Below are 23,958 nucleotides of genomic sequence, written 5' to 3'. Positions count from 1 at the left end.
GTTACTCGATGCGCGGGATGGTGGGATTGGTTTCGGGCAGGATACTGAGCAACTGGTAGCGCTTCATCAGCTGCTTGTATTCATCCCCCTGTCTGACCTTGTCCAGCGCCTGTTGCAGGCGGGCAACCTGTTGCTTGTCTGCCCTCAGGTTGAAGGCGAAGCAGTTATCCTGCTCTTCAATAATCGCGACGGTGACAAAATCCTCGCTGGGAAAACCCAGCTCCTTGGCCTGATGGCGCAGCATCACCTCGTTGCCCGCCACCAGATCGGTGCGTGCCATGATGAGCTGGCGCACCACCTGATCCATGCGCTCCACCGACATCATATTGCCCGGGCTGATCCCGCGGTTGAGCAGCAACTGCTCCCCGACATCCGCCTGCATCACGCCGATCTGCAGCTTGGCGAGATCCGCTTTGCTGGCCACTTTGGGGGCATCCTGCTTGCGGCCGACCAGCGCGACCCTGGAGTGGCTGATGGGGCAGACCCAGAGGAAGTGGGGATCCCGCTCCTTGGTATGGGCCGTGGTAAACAGCACGGCCTCTTGCTGCTGGGTCAGCAGATACCAGCCGCGGGCCCAGGGCAGAAAGTGGATGGGTTGTTCCGGCTCTCCCATTTCGCGCCACATCAGGCGCAGCAACTCGACCGCCAACCCCACAGGCTGACCATTTTTATCCTGGCCATTTAGCGGCATGTTCTGCTCCGAATAGTAGATAAGTGCCGGAGCAGGGAGCGCGATAAACAGGGCGAGAGAAGCGAGAGCAGGGAGCAGACGACGCATGATGCACTCCTTGTGCTGGTAGTTACCTAACAGTCTATGTGGCCTTTTCCATAACGTCATGATCCGGTAGCGGGATAAAAAACAGGCCACCTTGCGGTGGCCTGTCGGTTTATTTGAGCAGGGCTTCCATCTCCGCCTCTGCCTTGGCGCGAGCCTTGGCCTCCGCCGCTCTGGCGGCATCGGCGACGCTCTCTCCGGCCGTATGAGAGGCTGCACTGACAGCCTGCTGGGCTGGTTCTGCAACGGCCTTGGTTGCCTCTTGCGTCACGGTAGCGGCGGCACTGCTGACTGCCTGTTTGGCCGGAGCGGCAACGGCCTTTGTGGCCTCTTGCGTCACGGTAGCGGCGGCACTGCTGACTGCCTGTTTGGCAGGCGCGGCAAGGGCTTTGGTGGCTTCTTGCGTCGCGGTCGCAGCGGCGCTGCTGACGGCCTGTTTGGCAGGAGCGGTAACAGCCTTGGTGGCTTCTTGGGTCACGGTCGCAGCGGCGCTGCTGACGGCTTGCTTGGCAGGAGCAGCAACGGCCTTGGTGGCTTCTTGCGTCACGGTTGCGGCGGCGGTGCTGACGGCTTGTTTGGCAGGAGTGGCAACGGCCTTGGTGGCTTCTTGCGTTGCGGTCGCAGCGGTGCTGCTCACCGCCTGTTTGGCTGGCGCAGTGACTGCGGTGGTTGCACTACGGGTCAGATCGGTCGCGCTTTGGCTTACCGCTTGGGTGGCCTGCCCTGTGGCGTTGGCGGCTGCGCCGCTGATAGCCTGACTTGCACTGTTGGTCAGCGAGCCGGTGACGCCGCGGGTCACTGTGCCCAGAGCGCTGCCAAGGGAGAAGGGGGAGGCGCCACTCTGACTGGTCGCCGCCCCGGTCAGGGCATTGGCCGCCGGGGTGAGCTGGCTGGTGGGGGTCTGCCAGCCCTGCATGGCGGTTGGCCAGGTCGGTGCCGTGCCCGCCAGATTTTCGCCGAAGGTCAGGGTGGTGCCATCCCCTTTTTGCAGCAATACAGACATCTGGTTGGTTTGCGAGTTCCACACCATCCCCGCCTGCTTGGCGATATCCGGCACGGGCGCATACTCGGAGACCACATAGAAAAGCGGCCCCTCCTGCTGTAACTTGTCGGCCGTCTTGAGCAACTGCATGGTGCTGTCGTAATTGGGGCCAAGGATGGCGGTCATCCGATCCTTGATCAGGGGTTGTTCGAACAGATTGACCTCGTTCGGGTCAAAGCCGACCAGCGGCTTGAGTAGGGCCCACATCAGCTGGCTGGTGGGGCTCATCATCAGCAATGGAGCAACGCAGGCGGACAACATCAGGCTCAGGCAGGCAGCCTTGAGCAACGGCATGATACGCATTGGGATAATATCCAAATAACGATTTGATAAATAAGGTTATATTTTGTCAGGACGTGACAAATTCACCGGGAGTTTGCGCGTGGCAGCGAGAGACTGCCCGCAGGCGCTGGCAGGCTACCATATTGGTTCCACAATGCCAGCAGGCTGTATGATTATCCGTCAAGTAAACCCCGGGGCTGGTCGACTCTTCGAGAGTGCCTCCCATCGCAACAGGGTCCCCCTCATGAAAAATGTACTGCTCTGCCTGCTGGCTTCCCTCTGGCTTATCCCCGCTCTGGCCGCGTCCAAAACCACTGTGGTGGGCGACTCTGCCAGCCCCGAGCTGGTGATGCCGCTGGGCTCATTGCCCGAGCGGGTCTGCTGGTTTGCGGATCAGAAATATTCCGAAGGGGCCCGTATTCTGCAGGGAGATATCTGGCTGGAGTGCGGCCCGCAAAACGACCTCGAGAGCAATGGCGCGCTGGCCTGGCGCTCTCCTGCGGTGGTGTTGCCTGCCACCCGGGGAGCAAAAGATCAGAAGACGATTTCCGTGGGTCAGTGAGGCTTTTCTTGATCCAGCTAAAGACATGGACGTGATCCCTGTCGCATAATGCAGCTCCTTTCTTCTCTTGGCTGGAACCTAAGAAATGGCTCGTCGCTCTTCCAATGCACAACGTCGTCGCAGTAGCTGGTGGTACAAACGCTTGTTGGCAAGGGAGCGGGAAGAGCGCGAAGCGCGTTCCGTAAGGGATTGATACTGCATTGAAAAACGGAGCCTCGGGCTCCGTTTTTGTTGTTGGCAATTTGCCGTCTGGTTATCTTGTCCACCCATCGCATACCCTGTTGCCCGATGCCATCGGCAACTATCCAGAGAGCTGAAACTGTGAGAGTCGACGTTGTCTCCTACAACCCCCAATGGCCAGCCAGCTTTGTAGCTGAAGAGGTTCAATTACGCAGTGCGCTGGATAACTGCTTGCTAGCTGTCCACCATATCGGCAGTACCTCTGTCGTCGGTTTGGCCGCCAAGCCCATCATCGACATCATGCTTGAGGTATCATCGCTGGAGCGGCTCGATGAGCAGAATGGTCAGCTGGAGGCGCTGGGCTATGAGGCGATGGGGGAGTGCGGGATTGCGCGCCGCCGCTATTTTCGCAAGGGGGGTGATGAGAGAACCCACCAGATCCACGCCTTCTTGCAAGGGGATGACCATGTGCATCGCCATCTGGCCTTTCGTGACTATCTAAGGGCCCACCCTGCGGTATGCCGGGAATACGCCGAGTTAAAGCTGGCGGTAGCCGCGAGCTGTCAGCACGATATCGAGCGCTACTGTGCGGGCAAGAATGCCTTTGTGAAAGAGCACGAGGCGAACGCGTTGCGGTGGCAGGCCGGGCAGGATCCTGCTCTCTGAGCGAGCTTGCTCGCAATAGAAAACGGGGGCCATCAGGCCCCCGTTTTGTTTTTGCAGATCTTGCCTGCTTGCGGCTTAGCGCTGCAAGGCGGCCAGTGCCAGTTCGACTCGTTTGGCATACTCTGGGTCGGCTTGCTCGAAGTGTTTGAGCTGGGCCGCGACGATAGCGTCATCCTCCACATTGATAAGGGAGCGGGCCAGGTTGGCGGCGAGCCGCGAGCGCTGCCCCTCGTCCATGATGCGGAACAGGTTACCCGGCTGGCTGTAGTAGTCGCTGTCGTAGTCACGGAAGTCGTAGTGCAGGGCGGCCCCTTCCAGACTCAGCGCCGGTTCGTGCTGCTCGCTCGGTTGCTGGGTACCGAAACGGTTCGGCTGGTAGTTGGGGCTGGCGCCGCCATTGCTGTCCGCCCGCATGGCACCGTCACGATGGGCACCGTGATGGAACGGGCAGCGCGGGGCGTTGACCGGCAGCAGGCCGTGGTTGACGCCGAGGCGATAGCGCTGGGTGTCGCCGTAGGAGAAGAGTCGCCCTTGCAACATGCGGTCCGGCGAGAAGCCGATACCGGGCACCACGTTGGCCGGGGTAAAGGCGGCCTGCTCCACATGGGCGAAGTAGTTGTCCGGGTTCTGGTTGAGCTCCAGTATGCCCACCGGGATAAGCGGGTAGTCGCTGTGCGGCCACACCTTGGTCAGGTCGAACGGGTGGATGTTGTAAGTCTGGGCTTCGGCCTCCGGCATCACCTGCACATAGACCTTCCAGCGCGGGAAGTCGCCCCGCTCGATGGCATTGAACAGATCCGCCTGACTGGTCTCCCGATCCTGCCCGACGGCGGTGGCGGCCTCTTCATCGGTGTAGAAGCTGTGGCCCTGCTCGGTCTTGAAGTGGAACTTGACCCAGAAGCGCTCGTTGGCGTCGTTGATAAAGCTGAAGGTGTGGCTGCCGTAGCCGTTCATCTCCCGCAGGCTCTTGGGGATGCCGCGATCGCTGAACAGTATGGTGACCTGATGCAGGGATTCCGGATGGCGTGACCAGAAGTCCCAGGCGGCAGTGGCGCTGCGCAGGTTGGTGTGCGGATCCCGCTTCTGGGTGTGGATGAAGTCAGGGAATTTCAGCGGATCGCGGATGAAAAAGACCGGGGTGTTGTTGCCCACCAGATCCCAGTTGCCCTGCTCGGTATAGAACTTGAGGGCGAAGCCGCGCACATCGCGTTCGGCATCGGCGGCGCCCTTCTCACCGGCCACGGTGGAGAAGCGCAGGAATACAGGCGTCTGCTTGCCGATGGCGCGGAACAGATCGGCCTTGCTGAACGCTCTGATGTCGTGGGTCACGGTAAAGGTGCCGTAGGCGCCCGAGCCCTTAGCGTGAACCACCCGCTCGGGAATGCGCTCGCGGTCGAAGTGGGCGAGTTTCTCCATCAACCAGATGTCTTGCATCAGGATGGGGCCGCGCGGACCGGCGGTGAGGCTGTTGTTGTTGTCGACGACGGGGGCGCCGTTGGCGCTGTGCAGGGTCTTGTCAGTCATGGCTTCTCTCCTTGTTGATATGGGGCCAGCCTACGGATCTGCGCCGTGCTCGGCCAATGGGCCTTTCCTCGCCCTTTGATAGGCAAGACAAATGGGTGCATGTAACCGCGCCGGATATTGCATGATGGAGGTTTCGAGAAGGAGCCTCATATGCAGATTACTATCCGTCATGCCGAACCCACCGATGCCCCCGCCTTGCGGGATCTTTACGCCATGCCCAATGCCCAGGCGGGCACTTTGCACCTGCCTATGCCACCCCTTAGCCAGTGGCAGAAGCGGTTGGAGAGCGACAGCGTGGTGGCACTGGTCGCCGACGTTGACGGCCTGCTGGTAGGCCAGCTCTCGCTGCTGGTTGAGCCCAATCCCAGACGCAAGCATGTGGCCGGGATTGGCATGGGAGTGCGGGATGACTGGGCTGGCAAGGGGGTGGGCTCTGACCTGATGGCTGCGGCGCTGGATCTGGCCGATAACTGGCTCAACCTGCACCGGATTGAGCTGACCGTCTATACCGACAATGAGGCCGCACAGGCGCTTTATCGCAAGTTCGGTTTTACCGAGGAGGGGCGAGCCCGTGACTATGCCTTCCGCCAGGGGCGTTATGTGGATGCGCTCTATATGGCCAGAGTCGCGGGGGGCGCCAGTCGCTAACGGTATGGTCGATTATCAGGCCAGATTGCGCCCGGTGATCCGGGCGCTGGAGCAGAATCCCGATCTCTCCATCGAAACGCTGGCAAGCAGTGCCTGCTTGTCTTTCTACCATTTTCACTGGGTGTTTACGGCTGTGGCGGGGGAGACGCCCGGGGAGATGTGTCGTCGTCTGCGCATCCAGCGGGCTGCTTGGCAGCTCTGCTATACCGATGCCAGTGTCACGGCCATTGCGTTGGGGGCGGGGCTCGCCAGTTCTCAGGCGTTTGCCAAGGTATTCCGCCGTTACTATGGTTGCACGCTGGGAGAGTTTCGCCGCGACAAGAGCAAGAATGGACACTTGATGAGCAAGGATGGACACGCACTTGTGCAGCCGAATCCTTATGCTGAGGGTCACTCATCAGCAAGGAGCAATACCATGAAAACCATCGAGATGGACGCCCGTACTCTGGCCTATATGCGTGTCACCGGCCCCTATGGTGAGGGGTATGACCCCGTCTGCCGCCAGCTGCATCAGTGGGCCAGCGCCCGCGGTCTGGAAGGTGGGGAGTGGATCTTCATCTATCACGATAACCCCGAGGTGACCCCGCCAGCCCAGTGTCGCACTGACATCGGGGTGACGGTGCCTGCGGGGACGGTGGGGATGGGAGCGGTCGAGATCCAGCTTATTCCCGCCGGTCGTTACGCCCAGTCCCGTTATCTTATTACCGACCGCAGTCAGTATGGCCCGCGTTGGCAGGAACATATCGGCGATATCGTTGCTGCCGGGCTGGAGTTTGGCAATGGTCCCTGCTTCGAGCTCTATCACAGCATGAGCGATGATCCGGTGCAGGACGATGTCAGCTTTTGCTCCAGCCTAAAGGGGTAGGGCACAACAAGACGTAAGGGATGGTACAGAACGTCGCGCAGAAACGAGAGAGCCGGACAGTGTCCGGCTCTTTTGCATCTGGCGGTTGGGCGGCGGTTAGCGCTGGAACCCCTTCTGGGCGAACTTGGGACGGGCGTTCATGATCTGCTCCACCTGCTCGTCGCTCATCTTGCCGCGCGACAGCCCCAGCACCTTGTAGGTGAGCAGCGGTCGGGCGGGCAGGGCGATCATCAGGGCGCGGATCTGGTTCTCGTCATCCTTCTCCCGGGTCGGCTTGCCGTAGGCGTAGGTGAGGACGCCGGCATCCATCAGGTTTTTGACGGCGGGTTCGGTGATCGGCAAGTTTATGACGCTTTTACGCTGCAGCACGAACTCGCGCAGCACCGCTTTCTCGTTGAAGTCGAGGAAGCCGATCATCTGGGCCAGCTGGTCCTGCTGACGGCGCGCCTGCCACTCGTCACAGGCCCACTCCCAGGCGATCAGGAAGCCCTGACTGCAGAAGTAGGAGATGGCGATCAGCATGCCGACCCCCAGCCAGGCCGCATGATCCGCAGCCCACTGGCTGACGGCCCCTTTCATCAGCCCGGCCGGAAACAGCAAAATGATGCTGCAGCAGAGCAACAACCAGACCATCAGCCAATTGAGGCGGTTCAGTTGATAGAAATGTTGGATCCACCGTTTCATTGTTCATCCTTCCCAAACTGTTGTGGATAGTGAACTACCTACAGCAATCGGTGTGCCAACAGCGCAATGGCGGCAGGAGGATAGGTTACATTCCCTTACAACTTATTGAATGAGTTGTCATTAATTTGCCTTGTGAGGCGGCGGTCGAGTTGGTAAAACGTCCCCTCAGTCATTGGGGAGTAGCAACCCGCCCGCATTCCGGGCCGGGCCCATGTCAACACTCTTGGATCCTCGCATCCATGGCATGGGCGGCGATAGGCACTATCGCTCTGCAAGACCTTTGGCCTCGATATGCACGCCAGCCGGGCGAGCCATGTCGGGTCCATCGGTTATTCTGCTCGCCTGGCGGTATCTATTATGTTGATTACCCTGCTGTTATTTCTCGCCTCTGCGGTCACCATCTACCTTGCCTGCGAATACTTCGTCAACGGCATCGAGTGGACCGGCCACCACTTCAAACTCTCCCAAAGCGCCACCGGTTCGCTGCTGGCGGCGCTCGGTACGGCCCTGCCTGAGTGCATCGTCACCCTCACCGCCCTGCTGATGGGCAACACGGCCGCCCAGCAGGAGATCGGCATCGGTGCCGCCCTCGGCGGGCCGCTGGTGCTGGCGACCATCGGCTATGGGGCGGTCGGTCTCACCCTGCTGCTTTGCATGGGGCGTACCGAACGGGCCATCGATGGCGAGGTACAGCGCGAGATTGGCCGGGATCAGCGCTGGTTTATGGGCATTTTTCTGGTGGCGACTGTACTGGGTCTGGTTGCCTTTACCGGCAAGAGCTGGCTGGCCCCGCTCTTTGTGCTGGTCTACCTCGTCTATGTAAGGCGCGAGCTGAAGCAGAGCGACAGCCACGAAGTCGAGTTGCCTGAGCCCCTCAAGCTGGCTCCAAATGCCGGGATCCCGTCCCTTGGCAAGGTACTGCTGCAGACGCTGGCTGCGTTGGTGGTGGTGGCGCTGGCGGCTCAGCTGTTTGTTCATCAGCTGGAGAGCATGGGCGAACTGTTTGGCCTCTCGCCGGTGCTGGCGGCCCTGCTGTTGAGTCCGGTGGCGACCGAGATGCCGGAGCTGATGAACGTGCTGATTTGGGTGCGGCAGGGCAAGAACCGGCTGGCGCTGGCCAATATCTCCGGGGCCATGATGATCCAGGGCACCATCCCCAAGGCGTTCTGTCTGCTCTTCACCCCTTGGCTGCTGGATGGCGCTATGATGGCCTCCTCGCTGGTGACGCTGCTGGCGGTTGGCTTGCTGTGGTGGGGATTCAGAAGGGGGGCGATGACCGCCGGGCGGCTGGCGCTGGTCGGTCTGCTCTATCTCGGTTTTTGCGGCTGGCTGCTGGTGAGCTGAAGCGGGAAGCGCGGATATGAAAAAGCCCCCTTGGCCGGGGGCTTTGTTGTATCGGTTGAGGCGGTGCTTACAGCGCGGCGATTTCGGCCTGCTGGGCTTCCAGCTTGGTCAGCTGGAGACGGTAATCTTCCAGCTTCTCGCGCTCTTTGGCGATGACCGCTTCCGGCGCCTTGGCGACGAAGGCTTCGTTGCCGAGTTTGCCTTCGATACGGCCGCACTCGCCCACCAGACGGGCAACCTCTTTGGCCAGACGGGCCAGTTCGGCATCCTTGTCGATGAGACCGGCCATCGGGATCATCAGCTCGGTGGCACCGATCAGCTTCTTCACTGACAGCGGGGCGGTTTCACCGTCCGCCAGAACGCGGATGGACTCCAGACGGGCCAGCGACTTGAGGAAAGCCTCGTTGTCAGCGGCGCGCTGGGCATCCTTGGCATCGCACTGGAGCAGCACGTTGAGGGGCACGCTCGGTGCCACGTTCATCTCGGCGCGGATGTTGCGGATGCTGACGATGAACTCCTTCACCCACTCCTGATCCGCCATCGCGGCTTCGTCCACCTTGGCGGCGTCGAACTCCGGGAAGGCCTGAATCATGATGGTGTCGGCGTGTACGCCAGCCAGCGGCGCGACCGATTTCCAGATGGTCTCGGTGATGAACGGGATGATCGGGTGTGCCAGACGCAGCAGGGTCTCGAGGACGCTGACGAGGGTGTGGCGGGCAGCGCGCTGCTCGGCCTCGGAACCCTTGGTCAGCACCGGCTTGGTCAGCTCCAGATACCAGTCACAGAACTGGTTCCAGATAAATTCGTACAGCACGCCAGCCGCGATGTCGAAGCGGTAGGTATCGAGGGCGGTACGGAAGTCACGGATGGCCACTTGCAGCTGGGACTGGATCCAGCGATCCGCCAGACTGAACTGCATCTCGCCACCGGCAAAACCGCAATCCTGATCTTCGGTGTTCATCAGCACATAGCGGGAGGCGTTCCACAGCTTGTTGCAGAAGTTGTTGTAGCCGTCCAGGCGCTTCATGTCCCAGTTGATGTCACGACCGGTAGAGGCCAGCGCTGCCAGCGTGAAGCGCAGGGCATCGGTACCGTGGGCATCGATCCCTTCCGGGAACTGCTTGGCTGTACGCTTGGCGATCTTCTCGGCCATCTGCGGCTGCATCATGTTGCCGGTGCGCTTCTCCAGCAGATCTTCCAGCGAGATACCGTCGATCATGTCGAGCGGGTCCAGCACGTTGCCCTTGGACTTGGACATCTTCTGGCCCTCTTCGTCACGGATAAGGCCGGTGATGTAGACGGTCTTGAACGGGACTTGCGGCTGGCCGTTTTCGTCCTTGATGAAGTGCATGGTCATCATGATCATCCGGGCAATCCAGAAGAAGATGATGTCGAAGCCGCTCATCAGCACGTCGGTCGGGTGGAAGGTCTTGAGTGCCTCGGTGTTGTTCGGCCAGCCCAGGGTGGAGAAGGTCCACAGGGCAGAGCTGAACCAGGTGTCGAGCACGTCTTCGTCCTGACGCAGTACGGTTACGGCCGGGATGCTGTGCTTGGCGCGCACTTCATCTTCGCTGCGGCCAACGTAGACGTTGCCGGCGTCGTCATACCAGGCCGGGATGCGGTGACCCCACCACAGCTGACGGGAGACGCACCAGTCCTGGATGTCGCGCATCCAGGAGAAGTACATGTTTTCGTACTGTTTCGGCACGAACTGGATGCGGCCATCTTCCACCGCCTCGATGGCGGTCTTGGCCATGGGGGCCACGCGCACGTACCACTGGTCGGTCAGCATCGGCTCGATGGGCACGCCACCGCGATCGCCGTAGGGCTGCTGCAGCACGTGATCCTTGATCTCGGCCAGGAGGCCCAGCTCGTCCAGCTTGGCGACGATGGCCTTGCGGGCGGCGAAGCGCTCCATCCCGGCGAACTCGGTCGGCAGGGCGGCGTCATAGGCGGTGCTGGGGTTGCCGTTGGTGTCGACCACTTCGGCCTCGGCGCGCACGTGGGCGTCCAGGGTGAAGATGTTGATCATCGGCAGGTTGTGGCGCTTGCCCACTTCGTTATCGTTGAAGTCGTGGGCCGGGGTGATCTTCACGCAACCTGTGCCCTTCTCCATGTCGGCGTGTTCGTCGGCAACGATGGGGATCAGACGGTTCACCAGCGGCAGCAGGATGCGCTGGCCGATCAGCGCCTTGTAGCGCGGGTCTTCCGGGTTCACGGCCACGGCGGTATCGCCCAGCATGGTCTCCGGACGAGTGGTGGCGACGATCAGGTAATCCTTGCCTTCAGCGGTCTTGGCGCCGTTGGCCAGCGGGTAGCGCAGGTGCCACATGTGGCCCTTGATCTCGCGGTTTTCCACTTCCAGATCGGAGATGGCGGTGTTGAGTTTCGGATCCCAGTTCACCAGACGCTTGCCACGGTACATCAGGCCATCTTCGTAAAGACGGACAAACACTTCCTGCACGGCAGCGGAGAGACCCTCGTCCATGGTGAAGCGCTCGCGCTCCCAATCCACGGAGTCGCCCAGACGGCGCATCTGGCGGGTGATGGTACCGCCGGACTCTTCCTTCCACTGCCAAATCTTGTCGATGAAGGCATCACGGCCGTAATCGTGGCGAGTTTTGCCCTCTTCTGCCGCGATCTTGCGCTCAACTACCATCTGGGTGGCGATACCGGCGTGGTCGGTACCTGCCTGCCACAGGGTATTCTTGCCCTGCATGCGGTTGTAGCGGATCAGGGTATCCATCAGGGTTTGCTGGAAGGCGTGACCCATGTGCAGGCTGCCGGTGACGTTCGGCGGCGGGATCATGATGCAGAAGGAGTCTTTGCTGGTGTCGCCGTGGGGCTTGAAGTAGCCCTGAGCTTCCCAGTGCTGGTAGAGCGCCTGTTCGATGGCGTTGTGATTAAAAGTCTTTTCCATGGTCTCGCCGTAATCTGGATGGATGGAGTCTGGTGTTGATTCTTTATGGATCAATTGGTTGCAGTCAGGGCTGCGCCGGATCCGGTGCGGCAAGGACGGGCTGATCCCTCATTTCGAGGGTATGGCCTGCCTGGCGATAGTGCTTGTAGCGCTCGCGGGCTTGCTGCTTTTGTGTTTCGTCAGTGGGGACAAAATCTACCACTTGAGCGAAGTGTCCTGCAAACAAAGGTGTCGCAGTGGCCAGATTGATGAGGCGGGCGTAGCGCCGTTTCGGTGGCTGATAGCCGATCTCCACCGGGGCCATGCCGCTTTCGCCTTGCAGCTGGTGCGGCACGAAGCGCTCCGGCGGCAGCTGCCACAACAGTTCGTCGAGGCGCAGGGCCTGGGCCTCGTCGTTGCAGAGCAGGTAGATATGGCCCGCCCCCCACGACTCGGCCGCAAGAGTGCAGGCCAGTCGCTCGACCGCAGAGGCCTGCGCGTCATCCTGTTCGCTCATCAGGTAAAAGGTCACTTGGCTCATCAGGTTGATCCCGTTTTGCGGTGACGGACTGTTGACCGCCTCATGAGGCTGACGGGGCGTTTCCCGTCCGCAGCTCACTGATTCAAGAATGAAACAAGGAAGAGGCGGGCCTCTTCCTTGTGGTTCAGGGTAACGCCAACCCTTCCGATGCAGCCATCGGCAGGGGCCGGAGAGTTACTCTTTCTCTTCGATATCCACGCCAGCCCGGTTCAGCAGGAACTGGGTCAGCAGGGGCACCGGACGACCGGTGGAGCCTTTATCCTTGCCACTCTTCCAGGCGGTCCCGGCGATATCCAGGTGGGCCCAGTTGTACTTCTTGGTGAAGCGTGACAGGAAGGCGGCTGCGGTGATGGTGCCGGCCGGACGACCGCCGATGTTGGCCATGTCGGCGAACGGGCTGTCGATCTGCTCCTGATACTCGTCAAACAGCGGCAGACGCCAGGCGCGATCACCCGCCTGCTCGGAGGCGTTGAGCAGCTCGTGGGCCAGCGGGTTGTGGTTGGCCAGCAGACCCGAGGTGTGGTGACCCAGCGCGATGACGCAGGCACCGGTCAGGGTCGCCACGTCGATCACGGTTTCCGGATCGAAGCGGTCCACATAGGTCAGCGCATCACACAGCACCAGACGACCTTCCGCATCGGTGTTGAGCACTTCGATGGTCTGGCCGGACATGGAGGTGAGGATGTCACCCGGACGATAGGCGTTGCCACCCGGCATGTTCTCGCAGCCAGCCAGTACACCGATGACGTTGATCGGCAGTTGCAGCTGGGCCAGCGCATGCATGGTACCGAGCACGGAGGCGGCGCCACCCATGTCGTACTTCATCTCGTCCATGCCGTCGGCCGGTTTGATGGAGATGCCGCCGGAGTCAAAGGTCAGTCCCTTGCCGACCAGCACGATGGGCTTGGCATCCGGATGACCCTTGTATTCGATGATGGCCATCATGGCTTCGTTATCGGAGCCGCGGGCCACCGCCAGATAGGAGTTCATGCCGAGCTCGGCCATCTCCTGCTCGCCCACCACCTTGGTGGTGATGTTGTCGTAGGCATCGGCCAGACGACGGGCCTGGGAGGCCAGATAGGCCGGGTTGCAGACGTTGGGCGGCATGTTCGCCACGTCGCGGCAGACCCGCACACCCTTGGCCACGGCCAGACCGTGAGCGATGGCTTTTTCACCAATGGTCAGTTCCCGACGCGTCGGCACGTTGAATACCAGCTTGCGCAGCGGGCGACGTGGCTCGGCCTTGTTGGTCTTGAACTGATCGAAGCTGTAGAGGCCCGCCTTGGTGGTTTCTACCGCCTGGCGCACCTTCCAATAGGTATCCCGACCCTTGACGTGCAGCTCGGTGAGGAAGCAGACCGCTTCCATGGAGCCGGTTTCGTTCAGGGTGGTGATGGTCTTGTTGATGATCTGCTTGTACTGGCGTTCGTCGAGTTCCCGCTCCTTGCCGCATCCGACCAGCAGTACGCGCTCGCTGAGCACGCCCGGTACTTGATGCAGCAGCAGCATCTGGCCTGGTTTCCCTTCCAGGTCGCCACGGCGCAGCAGCGAACTGATATAGCCATCGCTGATCTTGTCCAGTTGTTCGGCAACCGGAGAGAGGCGACGAGGCTCAAATACGCCGACTACGACGCAGGCGCTCCGTTGCTTCTCTGGACTGCCACTCTTTACACTGAACTCCATGGAATCTCCTACATCCTAAAGACAAAAGGCACCTTTTATTGAATAATGCGGTGCTTGTTGGGGTATCAGAGGCGGAGCGAACAGCCACAGGCTCCGCAGTTCAAACTGGTAAAAATCCAATATACGGCCCTATTTTTCAGGCATTCGACTAAAAACACAAGTTTACTTGGGAATGACTGTGATCGTTTTCCGATATTTGTTCAGGGAAACCCTGAAAACCCAGCTGGCAGTGTTATTCGTATTGCTGCTTATCTTTGTCAGCCAACAATTTATCAAGATCATCGGTGACGCCGCCGATGGCGAGGTGCCGACACGTCTGGTCTCCACCCTGCTGCTGCTCAACTTGCCCAATATGGCGTTGTTGATGCTGCCTATCAGTCTCTTTTTAGCCATTTTGTTTGCCCATGGTCGCCTCTACGCCGAAAGCGAGATGACGGTGATGCATGCGGTCGGCTTCAGCCACCGTTTCGTGATGCGCAGCGCCATGTTGCTGGCCTTGCTGACGGCTGTGGTTGCGGCGTTCAACACCGGCTGGATCGCCCCGCAAGCCAAGGAGCGCGAGTCGCAGGTGATCGACCAGTTCAAAGCCGATCCGGGTATCTCCTTCCTGCAGCCTGGCCGCTTTATGGAGCTCGACAAGGGGCGTCTGGTTGCCTATATCCAGGATTTGAACGACAACGGCTCAAAACTGCAAAAGATCTTCGTGCTGCAGCGGGCGGAGGGGAACAGTCCTCCCTCGGTGGTGGTGGCGACCGAAGGGGTGGTGACGGTCGATGAGAACGGTCTGCAGTGGCTGACCTTGATGGATGGTTCCCGCTACGAAGGGAACTTCTCTGGCAAGCAGTTCCAGATCTCCGATTTTCGCGAATATGGTCTGGTGATCCGCCAGCAGGAGATGGAGCGTTCCAACCGCAAGGCGGCGGCCAAGCCGACCATGGAACTGTTCGGTTCCCAGGACAACGCCATGATGGCGGAATTGCAGTGGCGTATCTCGCTGCCCCTATCCATTCCGGTGCTCACCCTGCTGGTGGTACCGCTGGCGCGGGTCAATCCCCGTCAGGGGCGCTACGCCAAGCTGCTGCCGGCCATCATGCTCTATCTCTCCTACTTCCTGCTGCTCAGCGCCGCCCGTTCGGCCATCGACAGCGGTCGGCTGCCCTACTGGCCGGGGATGTTCCTGGTGCCGCTCGGTTACCTGCTGTTTATCGGCCTGCCCCTCAATCTGCAGGGCACCAGCTGGTGGAACGGGGTGAAAGGGCGCTATTTCAACAGAAAATCAGCATGATGCTGCAACATAGGAACTTCTGCTGATGTTTGGCATTCTCGATAGATATATCGGTAGGGTCATCTTTATGTCGATCCTGCTGTGTGAAATCACGCTCGTTGGTCTGGCGGCGCTCATCAAGTATGTGGAGCAGCTCAAGTCGGTCGGTGACGGCAACTACGACATGATCAACGCCCTCTACTATGTGCTGCTCTCCATGCCCAAGGAGGCGGTGCTCTTCTTCCCGCTGGCGGCGCTGCTGGGTGGCCTGATTGGTCTGGGTCAGCTGGCGACCAGCTCCGAGCTGGTGGTGATGCAGGCGGCGGGTCGCTCCAAGATCAGTATCGTGATGGCGGCGCTCAAGACGGCGATCCCGCTGATGATCATGGTAGGGCTGATGGGGGAATATGTGGCCCCCGCCGCCAAGCGGATAGCTGATGACATCAAGGCGGGCGCGCTCTCCGAAGGTCGTCTGACGGTTTCCGCCTACGGGGTGTGGGCTCGCGATGGCAACAACTTCGTCAATATCAACGGGGTGCGTAACGATGGTGCCCTCACCGGCATTACCCTTTATCGCTTTACCCCCGAGCGCAAGCTGATCGACGTGGTGCAGGCGCAGGAGGGGGTGTTCGAGCGCCACCACTGGCTGCTCAAGCAGACCCAGGTTACCCGCTTCGACGATCCCGCGCAGATCCGCAGCGAGCAGCATGACAAGATGGAGTGGAGCTCGGAGCTGACGCCCAAACAGCTGGGGGTGGTGAGTATCGACCCCGAGAACCTCTCGGTCTCCGGTCTGCTCGACTACATCGGCTATCTCGATGCCAACAAGCAGGATGCCGGTCGCTACAAGCTGGAGATGTGGCGCAAACTGCTGTCACCGCTCTCGGTGGTGGCGATGATCCTGCTGGCATCCTCCTTCATCTTCGGCCCGCTACGCTCTGTAAGCATGGGGGCACGGATGCTGATGGGGATCATGACCGGCTTTGCTGTCTATGTGAGTGATCGGGTGTTTGGCCCCATCAGTCTGGTCTATGCGGTACCGCCCATTCTGGCGGCTATCGCGCCCAGCCTGCTGTTTGGCGGTATCTCCTTCTACATCCTCAGCCGCAAGCAGTAATCCGCACGAGGTTATGAGGAAATGCAAAGAGGGCACCTGTTGGTGCCCTCTTTCGTTGCTGCATTGCTCCGGTATTACTTGTTAAGCAATTCCAGATTTTCCTGCTTGCTCAGCACGATCACTTCGCACTCGGCCCAGATATCCTGAAACGCCCGTGGGCGCTGGTGGTTGAACAGGCACATCAGGTTGCCCAGACCAAAGGCGGCAGTGGCGAGACGGATCAGCGCCTGGGTAACGCGGATATGGCTGCCATCCTCGTTCTGAATGCGCAGCCGCCAGGCGCGCATGCCGACGGTTTGGCCAGCGCGGGTCCAGAACCAGGTGTAGAAACCGCAGATGACGAAGGCGAGCCACAGGGTGTAGATCAGGCTCAGGTGGTGGCGGGTCAGCAACCAGACGGTATCTTCACCCGCCGGTACGCTGGCCATGCCGGTGACCAGCAACAGCTTGGCGACACCCATGCCAATAAAGCCAGCGATGATCAGCAGCGAAGTCACCACCAGCGCATCATAAATCAGAGCGCCGAGGCGACGCAGCAGACCTGCTGACGGGTATGGCTGAGTGGCAGGAGAGGGGGATTTTAGTTGGACTTTTTTAGGCTTGGCCATCGTTTTTATTCCATTAAGATGATGGCGGCATTCTATGTAACTGGCCCCGCATCGGCAAGGCGTTGAATAAATGAACAAACGGGAGTGTTCAATCGAAAAACACCTTGCATGGCATCGCGCCATTCGTATAATCCCTCGCAGTTGCCCGGGTGGCGAAATCGGTAGACGCAGCGGATTCAAAATCCGCCGGTGAATAACCGTGTCGGTTCGAGTCCGACCCCGGGCACCATTAGAATTCAATGACTTAAGGCCATCCTAGCGGGTGGCCTTTTGTTTTTCTGCTGTTAAGTGGCGGCATAGTGGCGGCAGTGATTTAGATGATCGATGCTGATTATCCTCCAGCGTTACTTTCTTGCGGTTCATTGTTCCTCTTCATTTCTGCGCGACCTTCTTATTTTTTTGTTTGGTATAGATGGGTATGATGCCACGCTGCTCGGTGGTACCCAGTTCATGCGGCGCCATTCCCTGGCCATGTTTTTGGATGCCCCAGCAGTAAAAAACCCCGGCTTATGGTCGGGGTTTTTCTTTTCCAGGCTCACAGTTTTGCTCTATCTTTACATAATTAATTTATGTGACGGAGCGACAATAATTGATTAAGACAAAACGCCGCGTGGGGCGCCCCCGCAAAGAGCATACCCTTGACGGTGCCGCTCGCAGCAAACGCCTGCGAACCAAGCGAGCAGAAGAAGGCACGAAAGAGTTGCGTCTCGTGCTCGATACCTCGACCTCCGATCTGTTCCATGCTCTGCGCGAACAAAGTGGGTTCGCCCAGCGAGAGCAGTCAGATTTCTTTGCCGCCATGCTGCTTAAGGTGGCCGGGCGCGAATGGCTTGGCCCTGCGTTCACGCTTCCCATCGAGAAGTAGCAGACCAGTGTGAGGTAATGACCACCTCACGTGAGGTAGTCATTACCTCGCATTGACAACCTAGCCAACCCTGTTCCTACGAAAGCCACGGAAAGTAGCCATTCTCCGGCCCTAGGCTCCGGCATTCACACGCCCCGTTTGTCTCCCTTTGAGAGCGTCAAAAACTTCACTCGTGAAATTCTGGATCCTTGCCCAAATAGCCCGCTAAGCCTTGCCCCGTCTGGCCTTGCCCTTTTTCATTAGTGGTTCGACCTGATCCAGCACGCCGCCCCAGATCCTCACGGAAAGTAGCCACCATCTCAGCAATATCAATCACTTGTGCTTTTTGCTCCCTCGATCCTTTGTGATCAAACAGCCCAAAAACGATCGCAAAATGAAGTTTTGTGAAATTCTGGTTTTGCCCCAAAGCCCCAGTACTGGCGCGCCCTGGCGAATAGAAATGCACTAAAAAAAATTTCACAAAATTTTTTTTATAAAGCCCGAAGGTGGGGGGGGAGGAGTGCGGATTCCGTGAGTCAGAGGATTCCGCCGTGGCGCCTGGGCTGCAAGCCTGGGGGCGGGCCACAAAAAAGCGACGCATGTGCGTCGCTGTCGTGTTGTGAGTGGTTATGGCTTTCTACGAGCCTCCTCCCCATCCCATTTTTTTGAATGCCTTGGCAGCGATAGCCATCAGCTCGTCGTTGCCCGCCTCTGGTAACATCTTGCGAATAGGAGTGCTAACCGTCCACCGGTTCTTCCTCGTCTCTCCCGTGGTTGTTCGGATGATGATGGCTGCGCGCTGTACACTCAGGTGCTCCTGTATCCACTTGAGCGAGGGCTTGCGATAGCGCCGGCGCTTCCCCCTATTCGATAGCACCTTGTAACCCAGGGCGCGAAGGCGCAGCGCTTGGCTGCGCGTACAGGGGCTATCCGTTGGCTGGAACGGCTCAGCTCTCTTGCCCTTCTCCGACGAGCGCGGACGGGCTGGCTTGGCCGGTGGTGCCGTGAACTGCTGGTCCATCCCCTGCTGCTGCTGATTGGCGATCATCCCTACAAAGCGCTTATCAAAGTTGATAATTGCCTCGTCTGCCGTTGCGCGGGTGCGCAGGCGCTTGGAAAGCCCCGCAAGCCGCTTGTGCTTGCGTTTGCTTATTGTCGGAGCCCACTTAGTGCCGTCCGGTGCCTTGCCCGCCCTGATGCGCTGCTTATTCACCTTGACTACCTCACGGCCGATCATCTGCATCAGCTTTCGGCGCTTGGCTGGCGGCAGGGTGACCAGCTCCAGCCTATCCAGTGCGCGGGCCAACTGTGGCTGGTTGATGGAGATCTCAATCATGTTCGCTCCTTACTCGATGATGGGGGAGAGCTGGCTAGATAGCTGTCCAGCTGCTGCGCCCTGGGCGGCGATAGCCTGAGTGTTATCCGGTGGTGGCCCACCGTGGCGGTGGCTGGCGGTCAGGGTGGCCAACTGCTCTACCACGCCCATCAGCTCCAGCATCAGGCGCAGAGTGTTGATGCTGTCCGTTCCCACCCACGAACGGGGCGCCTCCAGGTGCTGCAGTTCGCCGGCGACGGCTCGGCGCATCTGTCCGACCACCTCGGTCAAGTTGCCTGCAGCTGTCTGACTCATATCACCCAGGCAGCCCATCACCATGTCATCGCCGGCGAGCAGCTCGATGGCGCCGAGGGCCTCGATGCGCTTCATCGCCCCGACCTCTTCGATACTGTGCTGTAGCGTGGTGATGTGGTGCTGACCGAACGCGCCCAGGTATTCATCTGCCTGGTGGTACATCTGCAGCGCCCTGTCGTCTTGAGCGCGGTCAGTGTGACGCACCTGGTTGCCCACCGTGTCTGTGCGGCTGAACACCTCTTCCCGCTGCTGCTGGAGCTGCTCGCCCGGGGCAATATCTGGCAGCGGCCAGCCGGTGCCCAGGATTGTGCGGATAAATGGCCGATCGGCACGGCCAAAGGCAAAGCCGAGCTCAACGATGGTTCCCTCGATGGGATACTGCAGCAAGCCGTGCTCCGGCCCGCCAAATGCTACCGGCATCGGCACGGCGCGATAGAGCGGGGTGAGCGTGTCCGGTTCGCCATCCTCGCCCAGCAACTGCACATCCACGGCATAGCGCGGGCGATATGGGTCATTGAGCTGGCCTGCTGCGGCACTGTCGCTGATGGCCTCAACTCTGCCAAACTTTGGCAGGTGCATGCCGTCGGCCAGCTCCGGGAACTCGCTCTCGATGTTGGCGCGCGCCGGCGACTTCACCACTTTTCCCGGGGTGACCATTGTCAGGGTCATTTCGTCACCCTTGACGCGCACGCGGGTCACCCGCTTGCCGTTGATGCTCATCCCCGGGCGCATGGCCGGCAGCACTGGCAGAACCAGCAGGTTGCCTGCTTGGCGGCCTGACCAGGCCGGATCAAGCGGCATGTACCGACCGTGCCACTGGCTGTCTGCATGACTGCCGACGAAGATGTGGCCAGAGGGCTCCTGGTACCACACGAAGTCGGGGATACCGAACGCCCGCCCTGCATTGTCGAGCAGTTGATACCCCGAACCCGAGCTGGTGAAGTTGGGGATCGGCTTATCGACGTAATCCGCCTTTGGCAGCATAAAGACGAGGCCGGTCTGCTCGGTGAGCCAGGCCAGCAGAGCGCGCAGCGTGGCGTGCTGTTTGCTCACAGGGAAGCGGGCGGCGAGCACCCCGGCGCGCTCGCGGCACAGCACCTGCTGCGCGTTACCAGGTGCTGGCTGCACGTCGAACACGTAGCCATCAAAAAATCGGCGCATGTCATTGTTGTAGCCCACGTCCAGGGTGAGCAACTGCCCTTTTTGCACCTGTCCGTTGATGGTCACGATGGCACGGCCGCCGGCATTGAGGTCCAGCATGATGTCGTGATTGACGATATGGACATCTTGACCACCGATGTTGGCCCTGGTCGTCAATTTCATGACAGGATCCCCCCGATGGCGCTATCCGCGCGTTTTACCAGACGCTCAAACCGGCTCAGCTCCTCATCTCCCGCTTCGCCCTCCCCGGGCTTGGCCTCTGTCGTGCCCGGGGTGCCGCCGGCAACGCTGGCCGCATTTTTGGGCAACCTGGCTTCCCGCTTCTCCGGTACCGAGTTGTATTCACGCAGCGTGAACTGCACCTGCCACGCCAGTAGCCCCTCTTGTTCTGTGGCACTGATAGAGCCTGAAAACGTCGCTTGGCGTACCTTGACGCTCTTGGCCAAGAGTGAGCCGACACGGTAGATGTGACGCTGGCCGCCATCTCCCTTGGTATCGGCCATCTCAAACAGACGGCTGAGCGTATCCTCCTCCTTGAATGGCACCAGGCCCGAGACGCTGAGCTCCTTGGCCTTTGTGCCCTGCTCGGCGCTGCCAGTGGCGCTGGTCTGGCCGGACTGGTCTTCGTCTTTGAACTGCATGGATAGGGAAATGCGCATGGATTTCATGGCGATGGGCTCACCGTCCAGGGTGAGCATGGCGGATTGGGTCATGGGGTCATTTCCTGCCAGAAGATGATCGGAGAGGGCGAGAGGATGAGTGCGGCGACCGTCATGCTGTGACTGTGATCAGGAGGCGCGCTATCGTGCAACTGCGCTGCCAGGCTGGCCGGATCCCCGTGGCCGTGCCAGCACCATATCTGACCGCTCACTTGAGATAGTGCGTCGACTGCGGCGCTGAGCTCTTCGAGACGGGCGCTGCGACGGGCTGCCAGTGCCTGCAGTTTGTCGATGGGAGAACGCTTAGCACTGGCTTGGCTTTCCAACTGGGCGATTTCGGCCCCCAGGAGTGATCGGCAACTGCGTAACGGATCCCACATCAGGGGCTCGCTGGCCCTCCAGCGTGGCACTGTGGCTGCAGTAGGCTGACCCATCAAGTCGTTGCTGGCTGTCAGGCGGCGCAGGGCCGCGCACCACTCAGGGAGGGGGAGGATGATGCATAGCGGCGCCAGTGCCTTAGCGAGCGCCTCGGCGCTGTTCCCCGTGACGAGCCACGCGACAGCGTGAAGCGGACCGGATGGGCGACGGGGATCTGCACCATCCTGCAGCTTAGCCGCCAGGGTCGCGACTGCATTGGGGGCTGCAAGGCTATGCAGATCCCCCTGCAGTTGGCCTACACCGTGTTGATAAGGGGTCACAGTCAGGCACTGACCCGCGACCAGCAGTTTATCGAGGCTCGCGCGTAGTGAGGAAAGCGCGGCCGATGCCGCGCTTTGTTGCCCTTGTCGATACTGGGCGCGCCCAGCCACGCCTTGCAATCTGTCGAGCGCCGAAAGCTGCTCTTGAGGCAACGCAGCCAGCTCACGCCGAGTTTGACTATGCAACTCTGCTGCACAGGCAGGCCACATGATTGGGCGTTGTGACCAGCTCATTGCGGGAGTTCCGGCCAAGTGACAGCCGTGGGCCATCCTTCAGACTCAGGGAGGCGCATCAGGGCAATCCGGTAACGCTGAAGCGCTTCCAGCCTGGTCAGCTCCTCCGGTGTAGCCAACCCCAGCTCTTTGGCATCTTGCAATGGGGCGATACGCACTGTCGCATCAGTAATCAGCTGTTCGAGCTTGTACCTCTTCTCGGCTTCGTTTTGTTGGCTCTCGTTCTTTTCTTTCGTGCTGATTTCACCAAACTCGCCGAACATTGCGCGCATATATAGCTCTCGCCCGTGTGCGGCCGAATCATCCCTTTTAGCTGTGAAGGGGATGAACCTGTCTGGCTGATGGCTAAATAGCACTTCCATGTCCAAGCTATCAGGCTGGTTTGTTCGGGTCATGACATTCTTTGCAGTGATGATGTTCATCAAGCGATCCTTATCCAGAGTGATTTGGTCCAAGCGCCTCCAGGGTAATACCCCATCAACTTCCAAGTGCCAGCAGGACTACCTCCCCCCATATCTGATTCGTGCATATCAGTTGAAGACCAGCGCAGACTGCTGCCCGGCACGGTTTGTCCCGGACCATAGGCGCCCAATGCTTGGGTGTAGAAAAATCCGTATGTACCTATTTGTCCTGAGCCCCCAGCGACAACATCTGCGTTCCCTCGGGCTGCGGTATGAGAGTGTTCTGCTGGTGCTGCACCGATGCTCCCTGGAGAGTGCGCGTGACTTACATCAGCTTTGCCGTTTAGATCTTCCTGCAGCCCCCAGATGTCACCCACGCTGTGGCCGTGCACGGCAGGCGCGGCTCCGCTTTCGCTCGGGGAGTGGGTATGGCCAATGTTTGATTTGCCACTGAGCGCGGTCTGCAGGCCTGCGACATCCGCCATGGCGTGCCCGTGCACAGTCGGTGCTGCACCGCTTTCACTTGGGGTGTGGGTGTGCCCCACGTTAGATTTGCTATCGAGGTCTGCCTGCAGCCCCCAGATATCCGCGACAGCGTGCCCGTGCACAGCAGGTGCTGCCCCGCTTTCATTCGGTGAGTGGGTATGACCCACCTGCGCTTTACTATCCAGCGCTGGCTGCAGCCCCCTGATGGTAGCGATGGTGTGCTCATGGCTGTCGTCCGCCACTTGCAGCGTGACGATGATATCGCCCTCTACATCAAGCGTGGCGGTGCCTTGTACATCACCGGTTAGGCGCAACTTACGCTGAGTGCGCCGGTCTGTGATGGCGCCAGCCTCATCAACATGGCCAATCCTGGTTACGTAGTGCTGATAACCGTGACTGTCCACATAATCGAGCAGCACAGACTGCCTGACCCTGATGGAGGCGTAGTTCACCCAGGCATCTAGCGGTGATCCGGCTCGGTGAACATCCAGCCACACGTCAAACCATGGTGTTTGTGGGTAGATTGGTTTGGCTTCATCGAGCTTAACCCGCAAACCACCCACGTGAGCCACACCTGGCAAAATGTTGAAGGTGCCCCCGTCATTGACCAGCTTGAAGCTATCTCCCAAGAACGATGCGGCTCCAAAGGCCCGCAGCGCATCGAGCCGCATGTCATCGTCCATGCCACGTAAACGGGCTGCGTAGTCGATTTGCCAGGTACTGGCATCAACCGTGGTCACGGTGGCGCTGGCCGCGCCGCGATAGCTCATCACCATGGACTTGACGATCGAGTTTCCGGTCTTGCCGGTATCGATATTACTGCTGACTTTGCGCTCAGTGCCCTTGTGCACGATCATGCCTACGATGCCGAGAGCACTGTTGATGAGGTACATCGCGTTGAAGTCAAAGTCGCCGATCGTGGTATCCATCACGATACTGTAGGTGACTGCATCGGCATTAATGCGCCCGCGCTGGTCTACCGGTTGTCTGTGCACGATCCGGCTTGCGGCAGGCAGACCACTGTTTTGGTCGATTGGCGCATCTGGATCGAGGTTTGGAATATTGGCCAGCACAACCTCATCGAGCACGACTGGTTCTTGGCTTGCTTTGCAGTCACGTAGATATGTGATGAATGCGTTGGTGATTGCTTGTCCCATCTCT

At 59.9% G+C, this 23,958-nt stretch carries 24 protein-coding genes, 1 tRNA gene and 1 riboswitch; of the genes, 10 read left to right on the top strand and 15 right to left on the bottom strand.

Features of this window, described 5'->3' with window-relative positions; all coding sequences use genetic code 11:
- Position 1: 1 nt before the first annotated feature.
- Both LRL22_RS15765 and LRL22_RS15760 read right to left on the bottom strand, forming a co-directional pair.
- A complete protein-coding gene (locus tag LRL22_RS15765) occupies positions 2-778 on the bottom strand; it encodes a substrate-binding periplasmic protein (RefSeq protein WP_270905832.1) in 777 nt (258 codons plus the stop codon).
- Between the two features lie 109 nt (positions 779-887).
- The gene (locus LRL22_RS15760) at positions 888-2,120 is read right to left on the bottom strand and encodes a hypothetical protein (protein ID WP_270905831.1); all 1,233 of its coding nucleotides are present in this window, start codon (positions 2,118-2,120) and stop codon (positions 888-890) included.
- A 223-nt stretch (positions 2,121-2,343) separates the two neighbouring features.
- Between LRL22_RS15760 and LRL22_RS15755 the strand changes: the two genes are divergently transcribed.
- Positions 2,344-2,661, top strand: coding sequence for a DUF1496 domain-containing protein (locus tag LRL22_RS15755; protein WP_270905830.1), 318 nt, complete (start codon positions 2,344-2,346; stop codon positions 2,659-2,661).
- Positions 2,662-2,982: 321 nt separating this feature from the next.
- Positions 2,983-3,507 (top strand): GrpB family protein, encoded by a 525-nt coding sequence (locus LRL22_RS15750; protein WP_270905829.1) that lies wholly within the window; start codon positions 2,983-2,985, stop codon positions 3,505-3,507.
- Positions 3,508-3,582: 75 nt separating this feature from the next.
- Here the strand turns inward: LRL22_RS15750 and LRL22_RS15745 are convergent, their stop codons facing one another.
- Positions 3,583-5,031, bottom strand: coding sequence for a catalase (locus tag LRL22_RS15745; protein ID WP_270905828.1), 1,449 nt, complete (start codon positions 5,029-5,031; stop codon positions 3,583-3,585).
- Positions 5,032-5,181: 150 nt separating this feature from the next.
- Between LRL22_RS15745 and LRL22_RS15740 the strand changes: the two genes are divergently transcribed.
- Positions 5,182-5,679 carry a GNAT family N-acetyltransferase gene (locus LRL22_RS15740; RefSeq protein ID WP_270905827.1) on the top strand — a complete coding sequence of 166 codons (498 nt, stop codon included), beginning with the start codon at positions 5,182-5,184 and terminating at the stop codon, positions 5,677-5,679.
- Between the two features lie 4 nt (positions 5,680-5,683).
- Positions 5,684-6,544, top strand: a complete 861-nt coding sequence (locus LRL22_RS15735; RefSeq protein WP_270905854.1) for an AraC family transcriptional regulator — start codon at positions 5,684-5,686, stop codon at positions 6,542-6,544.
- A 96-nt stretch (positions 6,545-6,640) separates the two neighbouring features.
- Here the strand turns inward: LRL22_RS15735 and LRL22_RS15730 are convergent, their stop codons facing one another.
- Positions 6,641-7,228 (bottom strand): superinfection exclusion B family protein, encoded by a 588-nt coding sequence (locus LRL22_RS15730; protein ID WP_270905826.1) that lies wholly within the window; start codon positions 7,226-7,228, stop codon positions 6,641-6,643.
- Between the two features lie 162 nt (positions 7,229-7,390).
- Positions 7,391-7,498: riboswitch (yybP-ykoY riboswitch) on the top strand.
- Between the two features lie 87 nt (positions 7,499-7,585).
- Here LRL22_RS15730 and LRL22_RS15725 point away from each other — a divergent pair.
- On the top strand, positions 7,586-8,572 hold the full coding sequence (locus LRL22_RS15725; protein WP_270905825.1) for a sodium:calcium antiporter: 987 nt from the start codon (positions 7,586-7,588) through the stop codon (positions 8,570-8,572).
- 67 nt (positions 8,573-8,639) lie between these two features.
- On the opposite strand, the gene LRL22_RS15720 is transcribed toward LRL22_RS15725, so the two are convergent.
- The 3 genes from LRL22_RS15720 to pepA form a co-directional block, all read right to left on the bottom strand.
- Positions 8,640-11,492: a valine--tRNA ligase gene (locus tag LRL22_RS15720; RefSeq protein ID WP_270905824.1), complete on the bottom strand. Its 2,853-nt coding sequence runs from the start codon at positions 11,490-11,492 to the stop codon at positions 8,640-8,642.
- 64 nt (positions 11,493-11,556) lie between these two features.
- Positions 11,557-12,012 carry a DNA polymerase III subunit chi gene (locus tag LRL22_RS15715; RefSeq protein WP_270905823.1) on the bottom strand — a complete coding sequence of 152 codons (456 nt, stop codon included), beginning with the start codon at positions 12,010-12,012 and terminating at the stop codon, positions 11,557-11,559.
- A gap of 174 nt (positions 12,013-12,186) precedes the next feature.
- Positions 12,187-13,695, bottom strand: a complete 1,509-nt coding sequence (gene pepA, locus LRL22_RS15710; protein WP_005336423.1) for a leucyl aminopeptidase — start codon at positions 13,693-13,695, stop codon at positions 12,187-12,189.
- 172 nt (positions 13,696-13,867) lie between these two features.
- On the opposite strand from pepA, the gene lptF reads away from it, so the two are divergent.
- Both lptF and lptG read left to right on the top strand, forming a co-directional pair.
- Positions 13,868-14,980, top strand: coding sequence for an LPS export ABC transporter permease LptF (lptF, locus tag LRL22_RS15705; RefSeq protein WP_270905822.1), 1,113 nt, complete (start codon positions 13,868-13,870; stop codon positions 14,978-14,980).
- Between the two features lie 25 nt (positions 14,981-15,005).
- Positions 15,006-16,076 (top strand): LPS export ABC transporter permease LptG, encoded by a 1,071-nt coding sequence (gene lptG / locus LRL22_RS15700; protein ID WP_005336421.1) that lies wholly within the window; start codon positions 15,006-15,008, stop codon positions 16,074-16,076.
- A gap of 74 nt (positions 16,077-16,150) precedes the next feature.
- Here lptG and LRL22_RS15695 read toward each other — a convergent pair whose 3' ends face one another.
- Positions 16,151-16,684, bottom strand: coding sequence for an RDD family protein (locus LRL22_RS15695; RefSeq protein ID WP_270905821.1), 534 nt, complete (start codon positions 16,682-16,684; stop codon positions 16,151-16,153).
- Between the two features lie 143 nt (positions 16,685-16,827).
- On the opposite strand from LRL22_RS15695, the gene LRL22_RS15690 reads away from it, so the two are divergent.
- The 3 genes from LRL22_RS15690 to LRL22_RS15680 all read left to right on the top strand — a co-directional run bounded on the left by LRL22_RS15690 (position 16,828) and on the right by LRL22_RS15680 (position 17,549).
- Positions 16,828-16,913, top strand: a tRNA-Leu gene (locus LRL22_RS15690).
- A gap of 95 nt (positions 16,914-17,008) precedes the next feature.
- The gene (locus LRL22_RS15685) at positions 17,009-17,281 is read left to right on the top strand and encodes a hypothetical protein (RefSeq protein ID WP_270905820.1); all 273 of its coding nucleotides are present in this window, start codon (positions 17,009-17,011) and stop codon (positions 17,279-17,281) included.
- Positions 17,274-17,549 (top strand): hypothetical protein, encoded by a 276-nt coding sequence (locus LRL22_RS15680; protein WP_270905819.1) that lies wholly within the window; start codon positions 17,274-17,276, stop codon positions 17,547-17,549. Before LRL22_RS15685 ends, LRL22_RS15680 begins: the two co-directional genes overlap by 8 nt.
- A 166-nt stretch (positions 17,550-17,715) precedes the next feature.
- Here the strand turns inward: LRL22_RS15680 and LRL22_RS15675 are convergent, their stop codons facing one another.
- From LRL22_RS15675 to LRL22_RS15645, 7 genes are all read right to left on the bottom strand, one after another.
- Entirely contained in the window at positions 17,716-18,129 is a 414-nt protein-coding gene (locus tag LRL22_RS15675) for a hypothetical protein (protein ID WP_270905818.1), read from the bottom strand.
- A gap of 36 nt (positions 18,130-18,165) precedes the next feature.
- Positions 18,166-18,864, bottom strand: a complete 699-nt coding sequence (locus tag LRL22_RS15670) for a phage virion morphogenesis protein (RefSeq protein WP_270905817.1) — start codon at positions 18,862-18,864, stop codon at positions 18,166-18,168.
- Positions 18,865-18,873: 9 nt separating this feature from the next.
- A complete protein-coding gene (locus LRL22_RS15665; RefSeq protein WP_270905816.1) occupies positions 18,874-20,481 on the bottom strand; it encodes a hypothetical protein in 1,608 nt (535 codons plus the stop codon).
- Positions 20,478-21,032, bottom strand: a complete 555-nt coding sequence (locus LRL22_RS15660; protein WP_270905815.1) for a baseplate complex protein — start codon at positions 21,030-21,032, stop codon at positions 20,478-20,480. Before LRL22_RS15660 ends, LRL22_RS15665 begins: the two co-directional genes overlap by 4 nt.
- A complete protein-coding gene (locus tag LRL22_RS15655) occupies positions 21,029-21,676 on the bottom strand; it encodes a hypothetical protein (RefSeq protein ID WP_270905814.1) in 648 nt (215 codons plus the stop codon). Before LRL22_RS15655 ends, LRL22_RS15660 begins: the two co-directional genes overlap by 4 nt.
- Positions 21,677-21,906: 230 nt before the next feature.
- Positions 21,907-22,332, bottom strand: a complete 426-nt coding sequence (locus tag LRL22_RS15650; RefSeq protein ID WP_270905813.1) for a tail fiber assembly protein — start codon at positions 22,330-22,332, stop codon at positions 21,907-21,909.
- Positions 22,332-23,954 (bottom strand): phage tail-collar fiber domain-containing protein, encoded by a 1,623-nt coding sequence (locus LRL22_RS15645; RefSeq protein ID WP_270905812.1) that lies wholly within the window; start codon positions 23,952-23,954, stop codon positions 22,332-22,334. The genes LRL22_RS15650 and LRL22_RS15645 overlap by 1 nt, the downstream gene beginning before the upstream one ends.
- Positions 23,955-23,958 lie beyond the last annotated feature (4 nt).

The organism is Aeromonas sp. PI_26 (genome assembly GCF_027854445.1).
In the GTDB taxonomy this organism is placed as follows: domain Bacteria; phylum Pseudomonadota; class Gammaproteobacteria; order Enterobacterales; family Aeromonadaceae; genus Aeromonas; species Aeromonas veronii.
This window is presented reverse-complemented; position numbering and strand designations above follow the sequence as displayed.

Coding starts and splice junctions, on each gene's coding strand:
- LRL22_RS15725 (WP_270905825.1), top strand. CDS start 7,586: ATGTTGATTACCCTGCTGTTATTTCTCGCCTCTGCGGTCACCATCTAC.
- LRL22_RS15685 (WP_270905820.1), top strand. CDS start 17,009: ATGCTGATTATCCTCCAGCGTTACTTTCTTGCGGTTCATTGTTCCTCT.
- LRL22_RS15695 (WP_270905821.1), bottom strand. CDS start 16,684: ATGGCCAAGCCTAAAAAAGTCCAACTAAAATCCCCCTCTCCTGCCACT.
- LRL22_RS15765 (WP_270905832.1), bottom strand. CDS start 778: ATGCGTCGTCTGCTCCCTGCTCTCGCTTCTCTCGCCCTGTTTATCGCG.
- LRL22_RS15745 (WP_270905828.1), bottom strand. CDS start 5,031: ATGACTGACAAGACCCTGCACAGCGCCAACGGCGCCCCCGTCGTCGAC.
- LRL22_RS15715 (WP_270905823.1), bottom strand. CDS start 12,012: ATGAGCCAAGTGACCTTTTACCTGATGAGCGAACAGGATGACGCGCAG.
- LRL22_RS15735 (WP_270905854.1), top strand. CDS start 5,684: ATGGTCGATTATCAGGCCAGATTGCGCCCGGTGATCCGGGCGCTGGAG.
- LRL22_RS15675 (WP_270905818.1), bottom strand. CDS start 18,129: ATGCGTCGCTTTTTTGTGGCCCGCCCCCAGGCTTGCAGCCCAGGCGCC.
- LRL22_RS15665 (WP_270905816.1), bottom strand. CDS start 20,481: ATGAAATTGACGACCAGGGCCAACATCGGTGGTCAAGATGTCCATATC.
- LRL22_RS15645 (WP_270905812.1), bottom strand. CDS start 23,954: ATGGGACAAGCAATCACCAACGCATTCATCACATATCTACGTGACTGC.
- lptG (WP_005336421.1), top strand. CDS start 15,006: ATGTTTGGCATTCTCGATAGATATATCGGTAGGGTCATCTTTATGTCG.
- lptF (WP_270905822.1), top strand. CDS start 13,868: ATGACTGTGATCGTTTTCCGATATTTGTTCAGGGAAACCCTGAAAACC.
- LRL22_RS15670 (WP_270905817.1), bottom strand. CDS start 18,864: ATGATTGAGATCTCCATCAACCAGCCACAGTTGGCCCGCGCACTGGAT.
- LRL22_RS15720 (WP_270905824.1), bottom strand. CDS start 11,492: ATGGAAAAGACTTTTAATCACAACGCCATCGAACAGGCGCTCTACCAG.
- LRL22_RS15760 (WP_270905831.1), bottom strand. CDS start 2,120: ATGCGTATCATGCCGTTGCTCAAGGCTGCCTGCCTGAGCCTGATGTTG.
- LRL22_RS15740 (WP_270905827.1), top strand. CDS start 5,182: ATGCAGATTACTATCCGTCATGCCGAACCCACCGATGCCCCCGCCTTG.
- LRL22_RS15730 (WP_270905826.1), bottom strand. CDS start 7,228: ATGAAACGGTGGATCCAACATTTCTATCAACTGAACCGCCTCAATTGG.
- LRL22_RS15660 (WP_270905815.1), bottom strand. CDS start 21,032: ATGACCCAATCCGCCATGCTCACCCTGGACGGTGAGCCCATCGCCATG.
- LRL22_RS15650 (WP_270905813.1), bottom strand. CDS start 22,332: ATGAACATCATCACTGCAAAGAATGTCATGACCCGAACAAACCAGCCT.
- pepA (WP_005336423.1), bottom strand. CDS start 13,695: ATGGAGTTCAGTGTAAAGAGTGGCAGTCCAGAGAAGCAACGGAGCGCC.
- LRL22_RS15755 (WP_270905830.1), top strand. CDS start 2,344: ATGAAAAATGTACTGCTCTGCCTGCTGGCTTCCCTCTGGCTTATCCCC.